The following is a 16,771-nucleotide window of genomic DNA, read 5'->3' on the forward strand; positions in this document are numbered from 1 at the left end:
GTCGTCCCCCTTCTCGCCCCTCCACCCTAGTGGTCTGCGGCTCCGTCCCCGAGCGATGGGGCGGTGCCCGAGTGCGCGTCGTCGCGCGCGCGGGCCTCGAGGCGCAGCTCGGCGACCCGCACGGCCGCCTCCTCCAAGCGCTCGCGAGGGATCCGCCCCGCCTCGACCTCGGTCGTGAGCCCGTCGATCGTTGCGGCCAGCGTCGCCTCGTCGGCACCTGCGATAAGCACGATCAGGTCGTTGCCGGCCGCCAGCGCCGCCGCGGCATTGCGCACGGGGTCGCGGTAGGCGTCGACGCCCGAGGCGAGCAGCATGCCCAGATCGTCGGTGACCGCCACGCCGGCGAAGCCGAGCTCTTCCCGTGCGCGGCGGTGCCACTCCGCCGAGAGCGATGCCGGAGCCGCGTCGATCGCGGGAAACTCCAGGTGCCCGAACATCAGCAGCTCTGCGCCGGCGTCGATGCCCGCGCGGAACGGCGGGGCCGTGTGCGCCTGCCACTCCATCGGTGTCTGCGCGGAGCGCGGAATCTGCGCGTGCGAATCGCCCGGTGCCGCTCCGTGGCCGGGGAAGTGCTTGAGCGTGGAGAAGACCCGCCCCTGTTCTCCCCGGACGGCGGCGGCGACGCGCGCCGCGCTGTCGGCGGGTGCGGTGCCGAGTGCGCGGGGGAAGATGAAGCTCCCGGGGTCGTCGGTGATGTCGGCCACGATCCCGAAGTTCACGTTGGCGCCCGCGTCGGCGAGCAGGGCGGCGCGGCCGGCGAACGCCTGCTCTGCGGCCGCGGCGTCGTCGTGCTTGAGGGTGTCGGCGCCGGGGAGATCGTCCCAGGGCAGACGGGTCACCGCGCCGCCCTCCTCGTCGATCGCGATGAGCGCGGGGAACTCGGGGTCGACGGACAGCGCGGCGGTGACGGCGGCGAGGCCCTCGGGAGTGGCGGGCACGTTGTCGCCCATCAGGATGAATCCGCCCAGGCCGTGCTCGGCCATGAAACGGCCGAGCGCGTCGGGGTCGGTGCCGGGAGCCGTCGCCATGAGGATGCTCGCGACGTTCTCGCGCGTCGTCGCGGAGGCGACCAGCTCCACTGCGCGCTGATGGCGCGCCTCCACCGGGCTCGACGCACGCGGAGCCGCGTGCTCGCCGGGGCGCGACGCGCCCGCGCTGCGATCGGCCGCGCCGGCACCCGGCCTGTCTACGGGGGCCGGCGCGCAGGCGACGGGTGCGACGAGCATCGCCGCACCCGTCGCGAGCAGCGCCAGGGAGCGGAGGATCCGCATGCGCGAGGCGAGCCGCGGGCGGATCAGGCGCGCGTGACGATGACCGGGCAGGGGAGCGCCTGCAGCACGCCGTGGCTCACCGAGCCGAGCAGCAGCCGCGAGATGCCCCCGCGGCCGCGGCTGCCGACGACGAGCAGCTCGGCGTGCTCCGCGGCCTGCACGAGGGCGGCGACGGGCGGAGACTGCACGATCTCTCTGCGGATCTCGAGATCCGGGTAGCGTTCGGCGAGTCCGGCGACACCGATGGCGATCGCCTCCTCGGCGGCCGCGCGCTGGGACTCGACGAGCTCCTCGCTCCAGAGGTACTCGAGCCCGGGCGTGAGCGGCGGCATCCATGCGTACACCGCGATGAGCGGCGCGCCGCGCAGCGACGCCTCCTCGGCGGCGAACGCGATGGCGCGCTGCGAGGCCTCGGAGCCGTCGACGCCGACCACCACTCCGGTACCGGGCTCGTGCTTGGGGACGACGGCGACGGGGCAGTGCGCCGTCGCCGCGGCCTTCACGGCGCGGGTGCCGAAGAACGAACCGGCGAATCGGCTGCCGCCGTGCGCGCCGAGCACGAGCAGGTCGGCGTGGCGGGAGGCCTCCTCCACCTCGGCGATGGGGTGGCCCACCACCGCGGTGCCCGAGATGCGCCCCTCGAACCCGAGGCTGCGGGCGTACTCGGTTTCGCCCTGCAGCATCTGCTCCGAGGCCTCCTGCGCCTCCGAGAGGAACGCGACGCTCTCCGAGAGGAACGAGTCGTCGGCGACGTGCAGCAGCTCCACGGCGGCGCCGCGCTCGGTCGCCCGAGCGAGCCCCCACGCGAGCGCCACGCGGCTCTGCTCAGATCCGTCTACTCCGATGAGGTATTTCTCCGACATCTCCGGTCCTTTCTCTCGGGGGTACCGACGCTCAGAGTGTATCGAGGCCGCGGTTGCGGCTCAGCCCTCGCGCGCCGGGAGATGCGCCGGGTGGTTCCCGGCGAGCTGCTCGATGATGCGCACCACCTGGCAGCTGTAGCCGTACTCGTTGTCGTACCACACGTAGAGCACTGCGCTGTCGCCGGTGACGATCGTGGCGAGGCCGTCGACGATGCCGGCGCGGTTCGAGCCGACGAAGTCGGTCGAGACGATCTCGGCCGATTCGACGTAGTCGATCTGTGTGCGCAGGCCACCGGTGAGCGAGACCTGCTCCAGGAACTGGTTGATCTCGTCGCGCGAGGTCTCGGTCTCGAGCTGCAGGTTGAGCACGGCCATCGACACGTCGGGGGTGGGCACCCGGATGGCGTTGCCCGTGAGCTTGCCCTCGAACTCGGGAAGGGCCTTCGAGACGGCCTTCGCGGCGCCGGTCTCGGTGAGCACCATGTTGAGCGCCGCGGAGCGGCCGCGGCGGTCGCCCTTGTGGAAGTTGTCGATGAGGTTCTGGTCGTTGGTGTAGGAGTGCACGGTCTCGACGTGGCCCCGCTTCACGCCGAAGCGGTCGTTGATCACCTTCAGCACCGGAGTGATCGCGTTGGTGGTGCAGGAGGCCGCGCTGAGGATCGTGTGCTCGGCGGTGATCTTGTCGCTGTTGACCCCGAAGACGACGTTCAGCATGTCGCCCTTGCCCGGAGCGGTGAGGAGCACGCGCGAGATGCCACGGTTCTCGAGGTGCTGGCCGAGACCCTCGGCGTCGCGCCACCGACCGGTGTTGTCGACGAGGATCGCGTCCTCGATGCCGTACTCGGTGTAGTCGACGCTCGCCGGGTCGTTCGAGTAGATCACCTGGATGCGCACGCCGTTCGCGAGGATCGCGTTCTCGTCCTCGAGCACCTTGATGGTGCCGTTGAACGGGCCGTGGACCGAATCGCGGCGCAGCAGATTCGCGCGCTTCAACAGGTCGTTCTCGGAGCCCTTGCGCACGACGATGGCGCGCAGATTGAGCCCGCGGCCGCTGCCCGAGTGGTCGATGATGATGCGGGCGAGCAGGCGGCCGATGCGGCCGAATCCGTAGAGCACCACGTCGGTGCCCCGGCCGGGCTGCGCCGCGATCGCGGGGGCGAGCTGCTCCCGGAGGTAGGCGTCGAGGTCGCCGGCACCGCTCGTGCGGTACCCGTTGGCGAGCAGCGCCAGATCGACCGACACGGGGCCGGGCTGGATGCGGGCGAGCGCCTCGACCACGGCGGAGGTCTCGGCGAGCGGCAGCTCGACGTCGTCGATCTTCCGGGCGAAGCTGTGCGCGCGGATGATGTCGATGGGCGAGCGCCCCACGAGGCTGCGCCCGTGCACGGACATGACCACGTCGTGGTCCCGGTAGAGCTGCCCGATCAGCGGAATCATCCGCTCTGCGAGTTCCTGCTTCGCCTTCCACGCTTCGAGGTGAGCATCAGCACGCTGAATCATGTGAACGGAGGATTCCTTCCAGTGGTGTGAAGAGGGATCGGCCTGCCCGCCGGCGACGCCGTGACGTCGGTTCCAGTATCCCATGCGGATGACGCCGTATGACACCGCGATTTCGGCTCCAAAGCGACATCCGTCACCCTGGAACGGTCCGCCGCGGCCTCAGCCGCGGCGCTCCCGCACCCGACACGATCGCAGAGGATGATCATGACCTTCACGAAGCGCGGCGCTCTCGCCGCATCGATCGCAGCGTTCGCGCTGCTGCTCACCAGCTGCTCGTCGTCCGGGAGCGGCGAGGGGGGCACCGAGACCGTGCGACTGGGCGTCGTCGGTGAGAGCAACCCGTATTGGGTCGACTTCGTCGACGCCGCGGCCGAGGAGGGGATCGAGGTCGACCTGGTCGACTTCCAGGACTACAACCAGCCGAACCCGGCGCTGAGCAACGGCGACCTCGACCTCAACCAGTTCCAGCACGTCGTCTATCTCGCGGAGTACAACGTCGCGAACGACGACGACCTGGTTCCGATCGGCTCGACCGCCATCTACCCGCTCGCGCTCTTCTCGGACACGTATCAGTCGGTCGACGAGATCCCCGAGGGCAGCGAGATCGCGATCCCGAACGACGTCGTGAACCGCGCCCGAGCCCTGCTCGTGCTGCAATCGGCGGGACTGCTCGAGCTCGAGGGCGGCGGGTCGATCTTCTCGACCCCCGACGAGATCGACCCCGAGACCTCGAAGGTCACGATCGTCGAGGTGCAGGCCGACCTCGTGCCGAACTCCCTCGCCGACGTGGCCGGCGGTGTCGTGAACAACGAGTTCGCGACCAAGGCCGGCCTCGACTACGCCGACGCCATCGCGCAGGACGATCCGCAGGATCCGAACGCGCTGCCCTACGTCAACATCTTCGCGGCCCGCGCCGAGGATCAGGACAACGAGACGTACCTGAAGCTCGTCGAGATCTACCAGGGTACCCAGGCGGTGCAGGACGGCGTGGTCAACGACTCGGGCGGGACCGCGGTGATGACGAGCGTCCCCGTGGCAGACTTGCTGGCGAGCCTCGAGCGCGTGCAGGACGACGTCCGCGCCAACAGCTGACCCGCGGGCGGCGGACGGCGGCCGGGGCCCAGCTGCGAGCAGGAGAAGGAGAACGATGACGCGCGTGCAGATGATCGGGGTGGGCAAACGCTACCCGGCACGGGGGAGCGGTACCGACCCGGTCGTCGCCGTCGACGACGTCTCCATCGATGTGGTCTCGGGCGAGATCCACGCCATCATCGGATACTCCGGCGCCGGCAAGAGCACGCTGCTGCGGCTCGTCAACGGACTCGAGCAGGCCACCTCCGGCCGCATCCTCGTCGGCGACGACGAGGTGACGGCGCTGCCGGAGTCGAAGCTGCGGGCGGTGCGCGGCCGCATCGGCATGATCTTCCAGCAGTTCAACCTCTTCCACTCGAAGAAGGTCGCGAAGAACGTCGAGTATCCCCTCGTGGTCGCGGGGATGGCGGCCGGCGAACGCCGGCGCCGCGTGGCCGAACTGCTCGACTTCGTGGGCCTCGGCGACCGGGCGGGCGCCTACACCGACCAGCTCTCCGGCGGGCAGAAGCAGCGCGTCGGCATCGCTCGCGCACTCGCGACCAACCCCGGAGTGCTGCTCGCCGACGAGGCCACCAGTGCGCTCGATCCCGAGACCTCGCAGGAGGTGCTGGCGCTCTTGAAACGGGTCAACGAGGAGTTCGGGATCACCATCATCCTCATCACCCATGAGATGGAGGTGGTGCGCGCGATCGCGCACCGGGTCACCGTGATGGAGCAGGGGCGGGCGGTCGAGCAGGGCGACGTGTTCGACGTGTTCTCGAACCCGCGCACGGCGACCACGCGCAAGTTCGTGGCGACCGCGCTGCCCACGCAGCCGGAGGCGGAACACCTGGAGGAGCTGCATCGCCGGCACCACGGCAGCCTCGTGACGCTCACCTTCCGCGACGGCGACGTCGACCAGCCCGTGGTCTTCCAGACGCTCGCCGACCGCGGCGTCGGGGTCAGCATCGTGCACGGCGGCGTCACCGACGTCGGCGGGCGCAGCTTCGGCAAGCTGACGCTCGAACTCATCGGAGACGATCTGCAGGTCGAGCACGCGATCGCCGCGCTCGGCCAGCAGGCCGAACTGGAGGTGCTGGCGCGATGAACGAGCTGATCGAACTCCTGCCCAAGCTGCCCGAGGCGATCCTCCAGACGCTGCTCTACGTCACCGCTGCGATGACGATCGGCGGGGGCATGGGCCTCGTCCTCGGCGTCGTGCTCGTGGTCACCCGGCGCGGAGGCATCGCGCCGAACGCACCTGTCTTCTACACGCTCAACTTCCTGGTCAACTTCGTCCGGCCGATCCCGTTCCTGATCCTCGCCTTCACGCTGCAGCCGCTCGCCCGGCTCGTCACCGGCACGGGGATCGGCGATCCCGCGTTCATCTTCATGATCTGCTTCGCGTGCACCTTCGGCATCTCGCGGCTCGTCGAGCAGAATCTCCTGACAGTGCCGCCGGGGGTCATCGAGGCCGCCCGGGCGATGGGCGCGAGCCGCATCCGCATCGTCCTGACCGTGCTGATCCCCGAGGGGCTCGGGCCGCTGGTGCTCGGGTACACCTTCGCGTTCGTCGCGATCATGGACATGACGGCCCTCGCGGGCATCCTGGGCGCCGAGGGGCTCGGCAACTTCGCGCTGCTCTACGGGTACCGCCAGTTCAATCCGTGGGTCACGTGGACCGCCATGCTGATCATCATCGCCATCGTGCAGCTGGTGCAGCTGTTCGGCAACAGCCTCGCGCGCAGACTGCTGCGGCGGTAGCGGTGCCGGCGGTGCTGGTGCCCGCTAGGCTCGGAGCATGAGCGACATCACCCTGGGCGATCTGCGGCGGGCCTGCGAGGAGCTGTGGCCGGCGGGCACGGCCGAGCCGTGGGATCGCGTCGGGCTCGTCTCGGGCGCCGACGGGGCGCCGCTGCGGCGCGTGCTGCTCGCCGTCGACGCCGTCGAGGCGACCGTCGACGAGGCCCTGCGGTGGCGCGCCGATGCGCTGCTCACGCACCATCCGCTACTGCTGCGCGGTATCCACTCCGTCGCCGAGGACACGGCGAAGGGCGCGCTGCTCGCCCGCCTCATTCGCGGCGGCTGCGCGCTCTTCGCGGCGCACACCAACGCCGATCAGCCCGAGGGAGGGGTGTCCGCCGTGCTCGCCGAGCGGCTCGGGCTCGCGCGGGCCGAGGCGATCGTGCCCGGTGCCGGGCCGCGGCCGGACGAGGTGTTCGGCATCGGGCGCGTGGGCGACCTGGCCGCGCCCGCGACCCTGCGCGGGTTCGCCGAGCGGGTGGCGCGGATCCTGCCCCCGACCGTGAGCGGCGTGCGGGTGGCGGGCGATCCCGAGCGGTCCGTGTCCCGGATCGCGCTGCTCGGCGGCGCGGGGGACAGCCTGCTCGATCACCCGGCGGTGCGGGCCGCGGACGTCTACGTCACCTCGGACCTCCGGCACCATCCCGCGCAGGAGTCGCTCGAGCTCACAGCCGCAGCCGGCGGCCCGGCCCTCGTCGACGTGGCGCACTGGGCGAGCGAGTCGCTGTGGCTCGAGGGCGCCGCGGAGATGCTCGCCGAGCGGCTGCCGGGCGCGGAGTTCCGTGTGAGCGCGCTGCGCACCGATCCCTGGACGTTCGCGGTCGGCGCGAGCGCGGATTGAGCCGTCCCGAATCAAGCTAGGCTTGCAGCCATGAAGGCCAGCCCCCGCCAGCAGCGACTGCTGCTCGATCTCCAGCAGCTCGACCACACCATCGCGCAGCTGCGCCGCAAGCGCGCGACGCTGCCCGAGCGCGCCGAGCTCGCCGGCCTGGCGGGCGAGCTCGCCGCGGCCCGCGACCGCTTCATGGCGGTGCAGCGCGAACTCGACTCCCAGAACGCCGAGATCGCGCGCGTGGAGGCCGACATCGACTTGGTCGGCCAGCGCCGCGCGCGCGACGAGCAGCTCCTCGCGGTGAGTACCTCGAGCAAGGAGGCGCAGGCGCTGCAGGGCGAGCTGGACGCGCTCGCGCGTCGCACACACGAGCTCGAGGATCGCGAGCTCGAGCTGATGGAGGTGCAGGAGCGCGCGCAGGCGGAGTTCGGCGAGGCGCAGGGCCTGCTCGACGGCGTGGACGAGCGCCGCGCCGCGCTGCAGGGCCGCATCGACGCGGCCGAGCAGCGGCTCGACCGGGAGATCGCCGCGAACGCGGAGGAGCGGGCCGGGCTCTCTGCGGAGATCCAGCGCGATCTGGTCGAGCTCTACGAAGAGCTGCGGGGCCGCATCGGGATCGGGGCGGCGCGACTGCGCGGCAATGTCTCCGAGGCCAGCAACATGGCGCTCGCCCCGGCCGAGCTCAGCGACATCCGGGCCGCCGCGCCCGACGAGATCGTGTTCTGCCCCGGCACGGGAGCGATCCTGGTGCGCGGCGCCGACGAGGAGTGATCGACGCCCGCGGCGCCCGCCTGCCCGCCCGCCGAGATCGAGCCCCTTCTGCGAGCCCGAGCGGATTCACGGCGCTGGAAGCCGTGGTTTCGTGCAATCGGCACGGTTTCGATCGGGCGCGCGGCGCGCGGCGTGCGGAACGGGTAGTCTGGACTGCGGAATGGGTCGGCGAGACGGTCGCGTCGTGCATCGCGTGCGGTGCACGCCGAGGAACGTCCGGGCTCCGCAGGGGAGAACGGTGGGTAACACCCACCCGGGGCAACCCGCGAGAAAGTGCAACAGAGAGTAGACCGCCCGATTCGGTTCGCCGGATCGGGTAAGGGTGAAAGGGTGGTGTAAGAGACCACCGGCGTCCGTGGTGACACGGGCGGCCAGGTAAACCTCGTTCGGAGCAAGGCCAGACAGAAGACGTTGACGCTCCCCGCCGAGTCTTCGGGTAGGCCGCTGGAGGGTACTGGCAACAGTGCCCCGAGAGAGATGACCGTCGCCCCGCACCCGCACGGGTCCGAGGAGACAGAACCCGGCGTATGACCCGGCCCATTCCCTTCGCGCCCGCGGGTTCGCGCGTTCGCGCGTTCCTCCCGCGGCAGAGGCGGGATGCCGACGCGGGATTCGGAAGCCGCCGCGCTCAGTCCTCGAAATCCTCGGGCTCGACGTCGTCCAGAAACCTGCGGAATTCGGCGAGCCGCTCCTCCGGGAGCTCCGTTTCTCCCGTGCCGGGATCGACCGGATCGGGGATCCCGGCCTCCTCGAGCACCGACTCGGCCACGAAGATCGGCGCACCGGCACGACAGGCGACCGCGATCGCGTCCGACGGCCGGGCATCGATCGCACGGGCGCCGACGGAGGTTTCCAGATGGAGCTCGGCGGTGAACGTACGAGCCTCGATCCGGCCGATCTCGACTCGGGCGACGCGGGCGTCGAGCGATCGCACGACGCTCACCACGAGGTCGTGCGAGAGCGGACGCGGGGGAGTCGCGCCCTGCACCGCGATGAGGATGGAAGCGGCCTCCTGCTGGCCGATCCAGATCGGGAGGATCCTGCCGGCGCCCGCCGCGGCCGACGCCGCCGGTTCGAGCAGCAGGACGTACTGCCCCTCGACGTCCTCGGCCATGCCGCGCACCCTCACTTCGATCACGAGTGCCCTCCGATCGGCGGTTCCTCGACTTCGAGTCTCCTCGCTCCGGGCGGTGCGCGCAAGGGCGACGGATCCTGGGCTAGTCCGATACTGTGAGCAGTTCGAAGCCGTCGTCGCGCACGAGGACCGTGTGCTCGAACTGCGCCGTCACGCTCTTGTCGCGCGTGGTGACGGTCCAGCCGTCATCCCACTGCTCCCAATCGTGGGTGCCGAGCGTCAGCATCGGCTCGACCGTGAACACCATGCCGGGCACGATCACGTCGTCGTACGCGGGTGCGGAGTCGTAGTGCGGGATGATGAGCCCCGTGTGGAACGACGCGCCGACGCCGTGCCCGGTGAAATCGCGCACCACGCCGTAGCCGAAGCGCTTCGCGTAGGTCTCGATGACCCGACCGATCACGTTGACCCGGCGTCCGGGCTTCGCCGCGCGGATTCCCCGCATCATGGCCTCGTGCGTGCGATCGACGAGCAGGTCGACCGACTCGGCGACCTCGCCCACTCGGAACGTGCGGTTGGTGTCCCCGTGATAGCCGTCGAGGTACGCCGTGACGTCGACGTTGACCAGGTCGCCCTCGCGCAGCACCGTGTCGTCTGGCACCCCGTGGCAGATCACCTCGTTGACCGAGGTGCACGACGAGGCGCGGAAGCCCCGGTAGCCGAGCGTCGACGGGTAGGCGCCCTGCGAGATCACGTACTCGTGCGCGATGCGGTCGAGCTCGGCGGTCGTGACGCCGGGTCGTACGGCCTCGCCCACCGCGTCGAGCGCGCGCGAAGCGATGCGGCCGGCGGCGCGGATGCGGGCGATCTCGTCCTCGGTGTACGTATTGTCGCCCGTGTAGGCGGGTGGCTCGGCCAAGCCGACGTAGGGCGGGCGCGCGATGCGCGCGGGAACCGTGCGCGGCGGAGGGACCGCGCCGGGAATGAGATGACCGTGTGCGTTGAAGGGCATACCTCCTAGTCTATGAAGTGCGCCCGACGCGTGTCGGTGCGCGGCAGCCGCACGGCACCACGATCGGAGGACAGGATGAGCAAGAAGGAGTGGGGGATCGACGATCCTCGGGAGACCTACTGGTTCAACACGCGTACGAGGCAGGTCGAGGAGGGGCCGCAGTCGTTGTCGGTCGACCGACTCGGGCCCTTCGACACGCGCGACGAGGCGGCGCGCGCCGAGGAGATCATCGCCGAGCGCGCGAAGAAGTGGGCCGAGGAGGACGCCGCAGAGGATTGAACGGCTCATTTCGGCTCCGTAACACGAATGTCACGGGGCCGCGATAGTCTGAGGCGAACGGCGCGCGGGCGCCGTTCGATCCGGCGGACTCCCCCGACGGATCTCGCTCGAGCGAACGGAGCCGGTGTGAGCAAGCAGCGCGATTTTGTTCTCCGTACCATCGAGGAGCGCGGCGTCAAGTTCGTGCGTCTCTGGTTCAGCGATGTCTCGGGCACGCTGAAATCGGTCGCGCTGGCGCCCGCGGAGGTCGAGGGCGCCTTCAGCGAGGGGATCGGCTTCGACGGATCGGCCATCGAGGGCCTTACCCGCGCATACGAGTCCGACCTGCTGGCGGTGCCGGATCCCTCGACCTTCCAGCTGCTGCCGTGGCGCAGCCAGACGGCGCCGACGGCGCGCATGTTCTGCGACATCCGCACCCCGAACGGCGAGCCGGCGGTGGCGGATCCGCGCAATGTGCTGAAGCGCACGCTCGCGAGGGCGGCCGAGCAGGGATTCACCTTCTACACGCACCCCGAGATCGAGTTCTACCTGCTCAAGTCGAAGAGCTTCGGCCCCGAGGGGCCCGCTCCCGTCGATCGTGCGGGATACTTCGACAACGTTCCCGGCGGCACCGCGCACGATTTCCGGCGCGAGAGTGTGAACATGCTCGAGGAACTGGGCATCTCCGTCGAGTTCAGCCACCACGAAGCGGGTCCGGGGCAGAACGAGATCGATCTCCGCTACGCCGACGCGCTCACCACGGCCGACAACATCATGACCTTCCGCACGGTGGTGAAGGAGGTCGCCATCTCGCAGGGCGTGCACGCGACGTTCATGCCGAAGCCGCTCGCGGGCCAGCCGGGATCCGGGATGCACACCCACGTCTCGCTCCTGGAGGGCGACACCAACGCCTTCTACGACGCCGGTGCGCGGTACCAGATCTCTCAGACCGGCCGCCGATTCATCGCGGGCCTGCTGCGGCACGCGCCCGAGATCACCGCGGTCACCAATCAGTACATCAACTCCTACAAGCGGCTCTGGGGTGGCGATGAGGCGCCCTCGTTCGTCAGCTGGGGGCACAACAACCGCTCCGCGCTGGTGCGCGTTCCCATGTACAAGCCCGGCAAGGGCGACGCGGCGCGCGTGGAGTACCGCGGCATGGACAGCGCCGTCAATCCGTACCTGGGCTTCTCCGTGCTGCTCGCGGCCGGTCTCAAAGGAATCCAGGAGGAGTACGAGCTGCCGCCCGAGGCCGAGAACAACGTGTGGGCGCTCAGCGATGGCGAGCGGCACGCGATGGGCTTCGACCCGCTGCCGACGAGTCTCGACCACGCGCTCGCGGTGATGGAGCGCTCGGAGCTCGTGGCCGAGACCCTGGGGGAGCAGGTGTTCGCCTATTTCATCCGCGACAAGCGCCGCGAGGTGTCGGAGTACCGCAGCCAGGTGACCCCGTACGAGCTCTCGTCGATGCTCGACACGGTGTAGCCATGCCGGCCGCGGAGACGGGTGCGGGCCGCTCGGTGCTGAGACTCGCGGACGTCGCGCGCGCCGGGTTCCAAGATCTCTCGGCCTCCCGCGACGAGCTGCTCGAGCTGGCCGAGGCGCTCGACTGCCCGGTGTCGGAGCTGCTCGCCGCGTTCGGCCGCGCCGCGGATCCCGATGCTGCGCTGTCCCGCGTTCGACATCTCGCGGAGCAGCACGCGGAGCTGCTGCGCTCGTTCGACGCCCGCTCCTGGCGACGGCTCGGCCTGCTGATCGGGGCCTCACCAGCACTGGGCGACTTCTTCGCACGGAACCCGCGCCGGCTCGGAGAGATTCTGAGCGAGGGCGGCCGTCTCGTCGATCTCGAGGACGCACGGGCAGAGCTGCTCGATGCGATCTCGGATCCCGCCGCGTCCGCGTCAGCGTACGGTCGCGTGCGCAGCGGTGAAGCGGGCTGGAACGCCTTGCGCGTGCGCTACCGCGAGCTGCTCGCCTCGCTGATGCTGTGCGATCTGCGTCGCGGACGCCGCGGGCGCGCCGCCGCGTCGTTCGAAGAGATCTCCCTCTCGCTGTCGGGTCTCGCGGCCGCAGCGATCGAGGCCTCGTACGCGGTAGCCCGAGCCACGGTAGCCGGCGGCGCGTCGGGCCCCCCGGTCGCGCCGGAGCGCCTCGACGCACTGCGGCTCGCGGTGGTGGCGATGGGGAAGTGCGGCGCGGAGGAACTGAATGTGGTCTCGGACGTCGACGTCGTCTTCGTCGTGGAGAGCGCTGATGAGGATGCGCTGAGCGGCGACGCGCTGATCCGCCTGGGGACGCGGGTGGCGAGCGAGACGATGCGGGGGATCCACGACCCGGCGCTCGAGCCCCCGCTCTGGCAGCTCGACGCGAATCTGCGACCCGAGGGGCGGCACGGAACGCTGGTCCGCACGCTCGGGTCGATGCTCAACTACTACGAGCGATGGGCGAAAGCGTGGGAGTTTCAAGCGCTGCTCAAGGCCCGGCCGCTCGCGGGTGATCTGGAGCTGGGGGACCGCTTCGTGCGCGGCACGCGCGATCTCGTGTGGGCCTCGTCGTCGCGCGAGGACTTCGTCGGCTCGGTGCAGCGTATGCGCCAGCGCGTCACCGAGCACATCGACGGCGACGAGCTCGAGGTGCAGCTCAAGCTCGGGCCCGGCGGCCTGCGCGACATCGAGTTCAGTGTGCAACTGCTGCAGCTGGTGCATGGGCAGTACGACGAACGCCTGCATCTGCGCGGCACCCTCCCGGCGCTGCGCGCCCTCGTGGAGGGAGGGTACGTCGCTCGCAGCGACGGAGAGCGGCTGGCAGACGACTACCGACTCCTCCGCGTCCTGGAGCATCGGCTGCAACTGCGGGATCTGCGGCGCACGGCGATCATGCCGACCGACGATGAGGGCCTTCGGGTGCTGGCCCGGGCGAGTGGCTTGGCGAGCACCGGGACAGAGCTGCTCGACCTCTGGGAGCACACGAAGCTCGAGGTGCGGGAGCTGCACCTGAAGATCTTCTACGCGCCGTTGCTCAGCGCCGTGGCGGCGCTTCCGGAGGAAGAGCTCGTGCTCGGCAGCGAGGAGGCCCGGGCGCGTCTCACGAGCATTGGCTTCCGGGATCCCGACGGCGCGATGCGCCATCTCGCGGCGCTCACTCGCGGTACGTCCAGACGCTCGCGGATCCAGCGCAACCTGATGCCGGTGCTGCTACAGTGGCTCGCCGAGGGCACCGATCCGGATTACGGACTGTTGGCCTTCAGGCGCGTGAGCGAGGCCAACCGAGAGAACCCCTGGTACGTGCGTCTGCTGCGCGACGGTACGGACGCCGCCGAGCGGCTCACGCGAGTGCTCTCGTGCTCGCGCTTCGCGGCGGAGCTGCTCGAGTCGATTCCCGACGCGGTCGCCTGGCTCGAGCGCGACGAGACGCTGCAGCCGGTGGCGCTCGCGCCGCTCCTCGAGGAGATGCAGGCCCTCGCCTCGCGACGGGCGAGCATCGAGGACGTGGCCGCTGCGCTGCGCGCGGTGCACCGTCGCGAGGTGCTGCGTCTCGCCATGGGGCGGATCGTCGGTGCGATCGACGACGCCGACGTCGCGGCCGGGCTCGACGCCGCTCACACGGCCCTGCTCGACGCGCTGCTGATCGCGCTCTTCCGGGCCGAGTACGCCGATGCGCCGGACGCGTCGGCCCAGGCGGCGCCCGAAGGGCTCGAACTCGCGTTGATCGGGATGGGGCGCTACGGGGGGCGCGAGCTCGGATTCGCGTCGGACATCGATCTCGTCGCGGTCTTCCGGGCGCCGGCCGCAGTGCCGGCGGATCGCGCGTCGCGCGCCGCGGCGCGCATCGTGGCGGAACTGCGGCGACTCGTGTCAGACCCCCGCTTCCCGGTCGATCTCGACTTCGACCTGCGCCCCGAGGGTAAGAACGGTCCGCTGGTGCGGAGCCTCGATGCGTATCGGAGCTACTATGCGCGCTGGTCGGTGACGTGGGAGGCGCAGGCCCTGCTTCGGGCACGGCCTGTAGCCGGAGGTGTTCGGCTCGGCAGCGACTTCATCGCCATGGCCGACGAGATCCGCTATCCGGAGGCGTTCGGCGAGTCGCAGGTGCGCGAGGTGCGGCGCATGAAGGCGCGCGTCGAAGCCGAACGACTGCCGCAGGGCGCCGACCCGAGGCGACACCTCAAACTGGGTCCCGGTGGGATTAGCGACGTGGAGTGGCTCGTGCAGCTCCTGCAGTTGCAGGAGGGGGCCCATCACGCGTCCCTGCGCACGGTCTCCACGCTCAGCGCGCTCGAGGCGGCATGTGCGCTCGAGCTGATCTCGTCCGACGACGGGCGACAGCTCGCTGATTCGTGGCGCCTCGCGAGCCGCATTCGGTCTGCGCTGAAGCTGTGGACGAGCCGGAGATCGGACACCCTGCCCACGGACTGGGCGGATCTCGAAGGAATCGCCGGGGTGCTCGGTCTTCCCAGCGGGAGCACCTCGGAGCTCGAGGAGCGCTGGTTCGCGGCGTCTCGGCGGTCTCGCGCGGTGTTCGAACGCGCGTTCTTCGGGTACCAGGAGGACGCGCACATCGCTCGGTACTGAGAGCGGCGGGCGCGTCACCCACCCGTCACCCGGCGTGCTCCGATTGTTCACCCGGGGGGCTAGCGGAAAACGTTATCGAAGCGTAATCTGATCGTTATGCAGTACTTACAATCATTTCTCGAGGCCCTGCTCGCCGAAGACGGGGCCGAATTCGAGGACGAACTCGAATCCTGACCGCCCGCCCGCGCAACAGCGACGTTGCCCCGATACGAAACGAGGACGCCCCCGGCAAACTGCCGGGGGCGTCCTCGTTTCGCGGGCTCTTCGCGTGCTCAGACGCCGTAGTAGAGTTCGAACTCGAAGGGGTGCGGGCGCAGCGCCATCGGCGCGAGTTCATTCTCCCGCTTGTACTCGATCCAGGTCTCCACGAGCTCCTCGGTGAAGACCCCGCCCTCCAGAAGGAACTGGTGGTCGGCTTCGAGCGCGTCGAGCGCTTCCTCGAGCGAGCCGGGGACCTGGGGGATGTTCTTCGCCTCCTCGGGCGGCAACTCGTAGAGATCCTTGTCGATCGGCTCCATCGGCTCGATACGATTGCGAATCCCGTCGAGGCCGGCCATCATCTGGGCAGCGAAAGCGAGGTAGGGATTGCCCGACGCATCGGGAGCCCGGAACTCGATGCGCTTGGCCTTCGGGTTCGAGCCGGTGAGCGGGATGCGCACGGCCGCCGAGCGGTTGCCGGCGGAGTAGGCCAGGTTCACGGGGGCCTCGTAGCCCTTGACCAGACGGCGGTAGCTGTTGATGGTCGGGTTGGTGAAGGCGAGCAGCGCCGGCGCGTGGTGCAGGATCCCCCCGATGTACCAGCGGGCGACGTCGGAGAGCTGCGCATAGCCGTTCTCGTCGTAGAAGAGCGGCTCGCCACCCTTCCAGAGCGACATGTGGGTGTGCATGCCCGAGCCGTTGTCTCCGAACACGGGCTTCGGCATGAACGTCGCGGTCTTGCCCCAGAGCTCAGCCGTGTTCTTCACGACGTACTTGAACTTGAGCACGTCATCGGCGGCCTTCACGAGCGTGTTGAAGCGGTAGTTGATCTCCGCCTGACCGGGTGCACCCACCTCGTGATGCGATCGCTCGAGGTGGAGACCGGCCTCGATCAGTCGTAGCGAGATGTCGTCGCGCAGATCCGCCTGCTTGTCGACGGGCGAGACGGGGAAGTAGCCGCCCTTCTCGCGCGTGGTGTTGCCGAGGTTGCCGCCCTCGACCTTGCGAGCGGAGTTCCACGACGCCTCTTCCGAGTCGACCTCGTAGAAGGTGCGACGCGGCGTGGTCTCGTAACGGACGGAATCCAGGATGTAGAACTCGGCTTCGGGCGCGAAGAACGCGGTGTCGGCGACCCCGGTGGACGTCAGGTACTGCTCCGCCTTCTTGGCGACCTGGCGCGGATCCTTCGCGTAGATCTCTCCGGTGCGGGGGTTGAAGATGTCGCAGATGACGATCAGGGTGCGCTCTGCGCGGAACTGGTCGATGTAGGCGGTCGTGACATCGGGGATCAGCTGCATGTCGGATTCGGCGATTCCCGCGAAGCCGCGGATCGACGAGCCGTCGAACATCTGCCCGACCTCGAAGAAGTCAGGGTCTACCGTCGCGGCGGGGATGTTGAAGTGCTGCTGCACCCCCGGCAGATCGGTGAAACGGATGTCGACGAACTTGACGTCCGTCTCCTTGATGAAGTCCATGACTTCCTGCGGGGTGTTGAACATGCTGCTCCTTTTCGCCTGTGCGCAGTACCGTCCGGAATCGCGGTGCG

At 69.8% G+C, this 16,771-nt stretch carries 14 protein-coding genes and 1 other RNA gene; 9 read left to right on the plus strand and 6 right to left on the minus strand.

All coding sequences use genetic code 11. The features are described 5' to 3' along the window. Positions 1-26: 26 nt before the first annotated feature. The 3 genes from EVS81_RS00410 to EVS81_RS00420 are packed head-to-tail and all read right to left on the minus strand — an operon-like array spanning position 27 to position 3,634. The gene (locus EVS81_RS00410; protein WP_130108643.1) at positions 27-1,271 is read right to left on the minus strand and encodes a glycoside hydrolase family 3 N-terminal domain-containing protein; all 1,245 of its coding nucleotides are present in this window, start codon (positions 1,269-1,271) and stop codon (positions 27-29) included. 23 nt (positions 1,272-1,294) lie between these two features. Further along, positions 1,295-2,134 carry a universal stress protein gene (locus EVS81_RS00415; RefSeq protein WP_130108644.1) on the minus strand — a complete coding sequence of 280 codons (840 nt, stop codon included), beginning with the start codon at positions 2,132-2,134 and terminating at the stop codon, positions 1,295-1,297. Positions 2,135-2,194: 60 nt separating this feature from the next. Next, complete coding sequence (locus EVS81_RS00420) at positions 2,195-3,634, minus strand: glyceraldehyde-3-phosphate dehydrogenase (protein WP_130108645.1); 1,440 nt, start codon at positions 3,632-3,634, stop codon at positions 2,195-2,197. Positions 3,635-3,838: 204 nt separating this feature from the next. Between EVS81_RS00420 and EVS81_RS00425 the strand changes: the two genes are divergently transcribed. The 6 genes from EVS81_RS00425 to rnpB all read left to right on the plus strand — a co-directional run bounded on the left by EVS81_RS00425 (position 3,839) and on the right by rnpB (position 8,655). Next, on the plus strand, positions 3,839-4,726 hold the full coding sequence (locus EVS81_RS00425) for a MetQ/NlpA family ABC transporter substrate-binding protein (RefSeq protein WP_130108646.1): 888 nt from the start codon (positions 3,839-3,841) through the stop codon (positions 4,724-4,726). A gap of 55 nt (positions 4,727-4,781) precedes the next feature. After that, complete coding sequence (locus tag EVS81_RS00430) at positions 4,782-5,813, plus strand: methionine ABC transporter ATP-binding protein (RefSeq protein WP_130108647.1); 1,032 nt, start codon at positions 4,782-4,784, stop codon at positions 5,811-5,813. Beyond that, on the plus strand, positions 5,810-6,469 hold the full coding sequence (locus EVS81_RS00435) for a methionine ABC transporter permease (protein ID WP_130108648.1): 660 nt from the start codon (positions 5,810-5,812) through the stop codon (positions 6,467-6,469). Before EVS81_RS00430 ends, EVS81_RS00435 begins: the two co-directional genes overlap by 4 nt. Positions 6,470-6,506: 37 nt before the next feature. Continuing rightward, positions 6,507-7,349, plus strand: coding sequence for a Nif3-like dinuclear metal center hexameric protein (locus EVS81_RS00440; protein ID WP_130108649.1), 843 nt, complete (start codon positions 6,507-6,509; stop codon positions 7,347-7,349). A gap of 30 nt (positions 7,350-7,379) precedes the next feature. Continuing rightward, complete coding sequence (locus tag EVS81_RS00445; RefSeq protein WP_130108650.1) at positions 7,380-8,111, plus strand: zinc ribbon domain-containing protein; 732 nt, start codon at positions 7,380-7,382, stop codon at positions 8,109-8,111. A 161-nt stretch (positions 8,112-8,272) separates the two neighbouring features. Beyond that, positions 8,273-8,655, plus strand: an RNA gene (gene rnpB / locus EVS81_RS00450) — RNase P RNA component class A. Between the two features lie 84 nt (positions 8,656-8,739). Here rnpB and EVS81_RS00455 read toward each other — a convergent pair. Next, on the minus strand, positions 8,740-9,249 hold the full coding sequence (locus EVS81_RS00455) for a bifunctional nuclease family protein (RefSeq protein ID WP_130108651.1): 510 nt from the start codon (positions 9,247-9,249) through the stop codon (positions 8,740-8,742). A 79-nt stretch (positions 9,250-9,328) separates the two neighbouring features. Continuing rightward, positions 9,329-10,198, minus strand: coding sequence for a type I methionyl aminopeptidase (gene map / locus EVS81_RS00460; protein WP_130108652.1), 870 nt, complete (start codon positions 10,196-10,198; stop codon positions 9,329-9,331). A 75-nt stretch (positions 10,199-10,273) separates the two neighbouring features. On the opposite strand from map, the gene EVS81_RS00465 reads away from it, so the two are divergent. From EVS81_RS00465 to EVS81_RS00475, 3 genes are all read left to right on the plus strand, one after another. After that, positions 10,274-10,477: a methionine aminopeptidase gene (locus tag EVS81_RS00465; RefSeq protein WP_130108653.1), complete on the plus strand. Its 204-nt coding sequence runs from the start codon at positions 10,274-10,276 to the stop codon at positions 10,475-10,477. Between the two features lie 126 nt (positions 10,478-10,603). Next, complete coding sequence (gene glnA, locus EVS81_RS00470) at positions 10,604-11,941, plus strand: type I glutamate--ammonia ligase (protein WP_130108654.1); 1,338 nt, start codon at positions 10,604-10,606, stop codon at positions 11,939-11,941. 2 nt (positions 11,942-11,943) lie between these two features. Next, complete coding sequence (locus EVS81_RS00475) at positions 11,944-15,027, plus strand: bifunctional [glutamine synthetase] adenylyltransferase/[glutamine synthetase]-adenylyl-L-tyrosine phosphorylase (RefSeq protein ID WP_130108655.1); 3,084 nt, start codon at positions 11,944-11,946, stop codon at positions 15,025-15,027. Between the two features lie 272 nt (positions 15,028-15,299). On the opposite strand, the gene glnA (EVS81_RS00480) is transcribed toward EVS81_RS00475, so the two are convergent. Further along, positions 15,300-16,724 (minus strand): type I glutamate--ammonia ligase, encoded by a 1,425-nt coding sequence (gene glnA / locus EVS81_RS00480; RefSeq protein WP_130108656.1) that lies wholly within the window; start codon positions 16,722-16,724, stop codon positions 15,300-15,302. Between the last annotated feature and the right edge of the window lie 47 nt (positions 16,725-16,771).

The sequence above is a fragment of the Leucobacter triazinivorans genome, assembly GCF_004208635.1.
Taxonomy (GTDB): domain Bacteria; phylum Actinomycetota; class Actinomycetes; order Actinomycetales; family Microbacteriaceae; genus Leucobacter; species Leucobacter triazinivorans.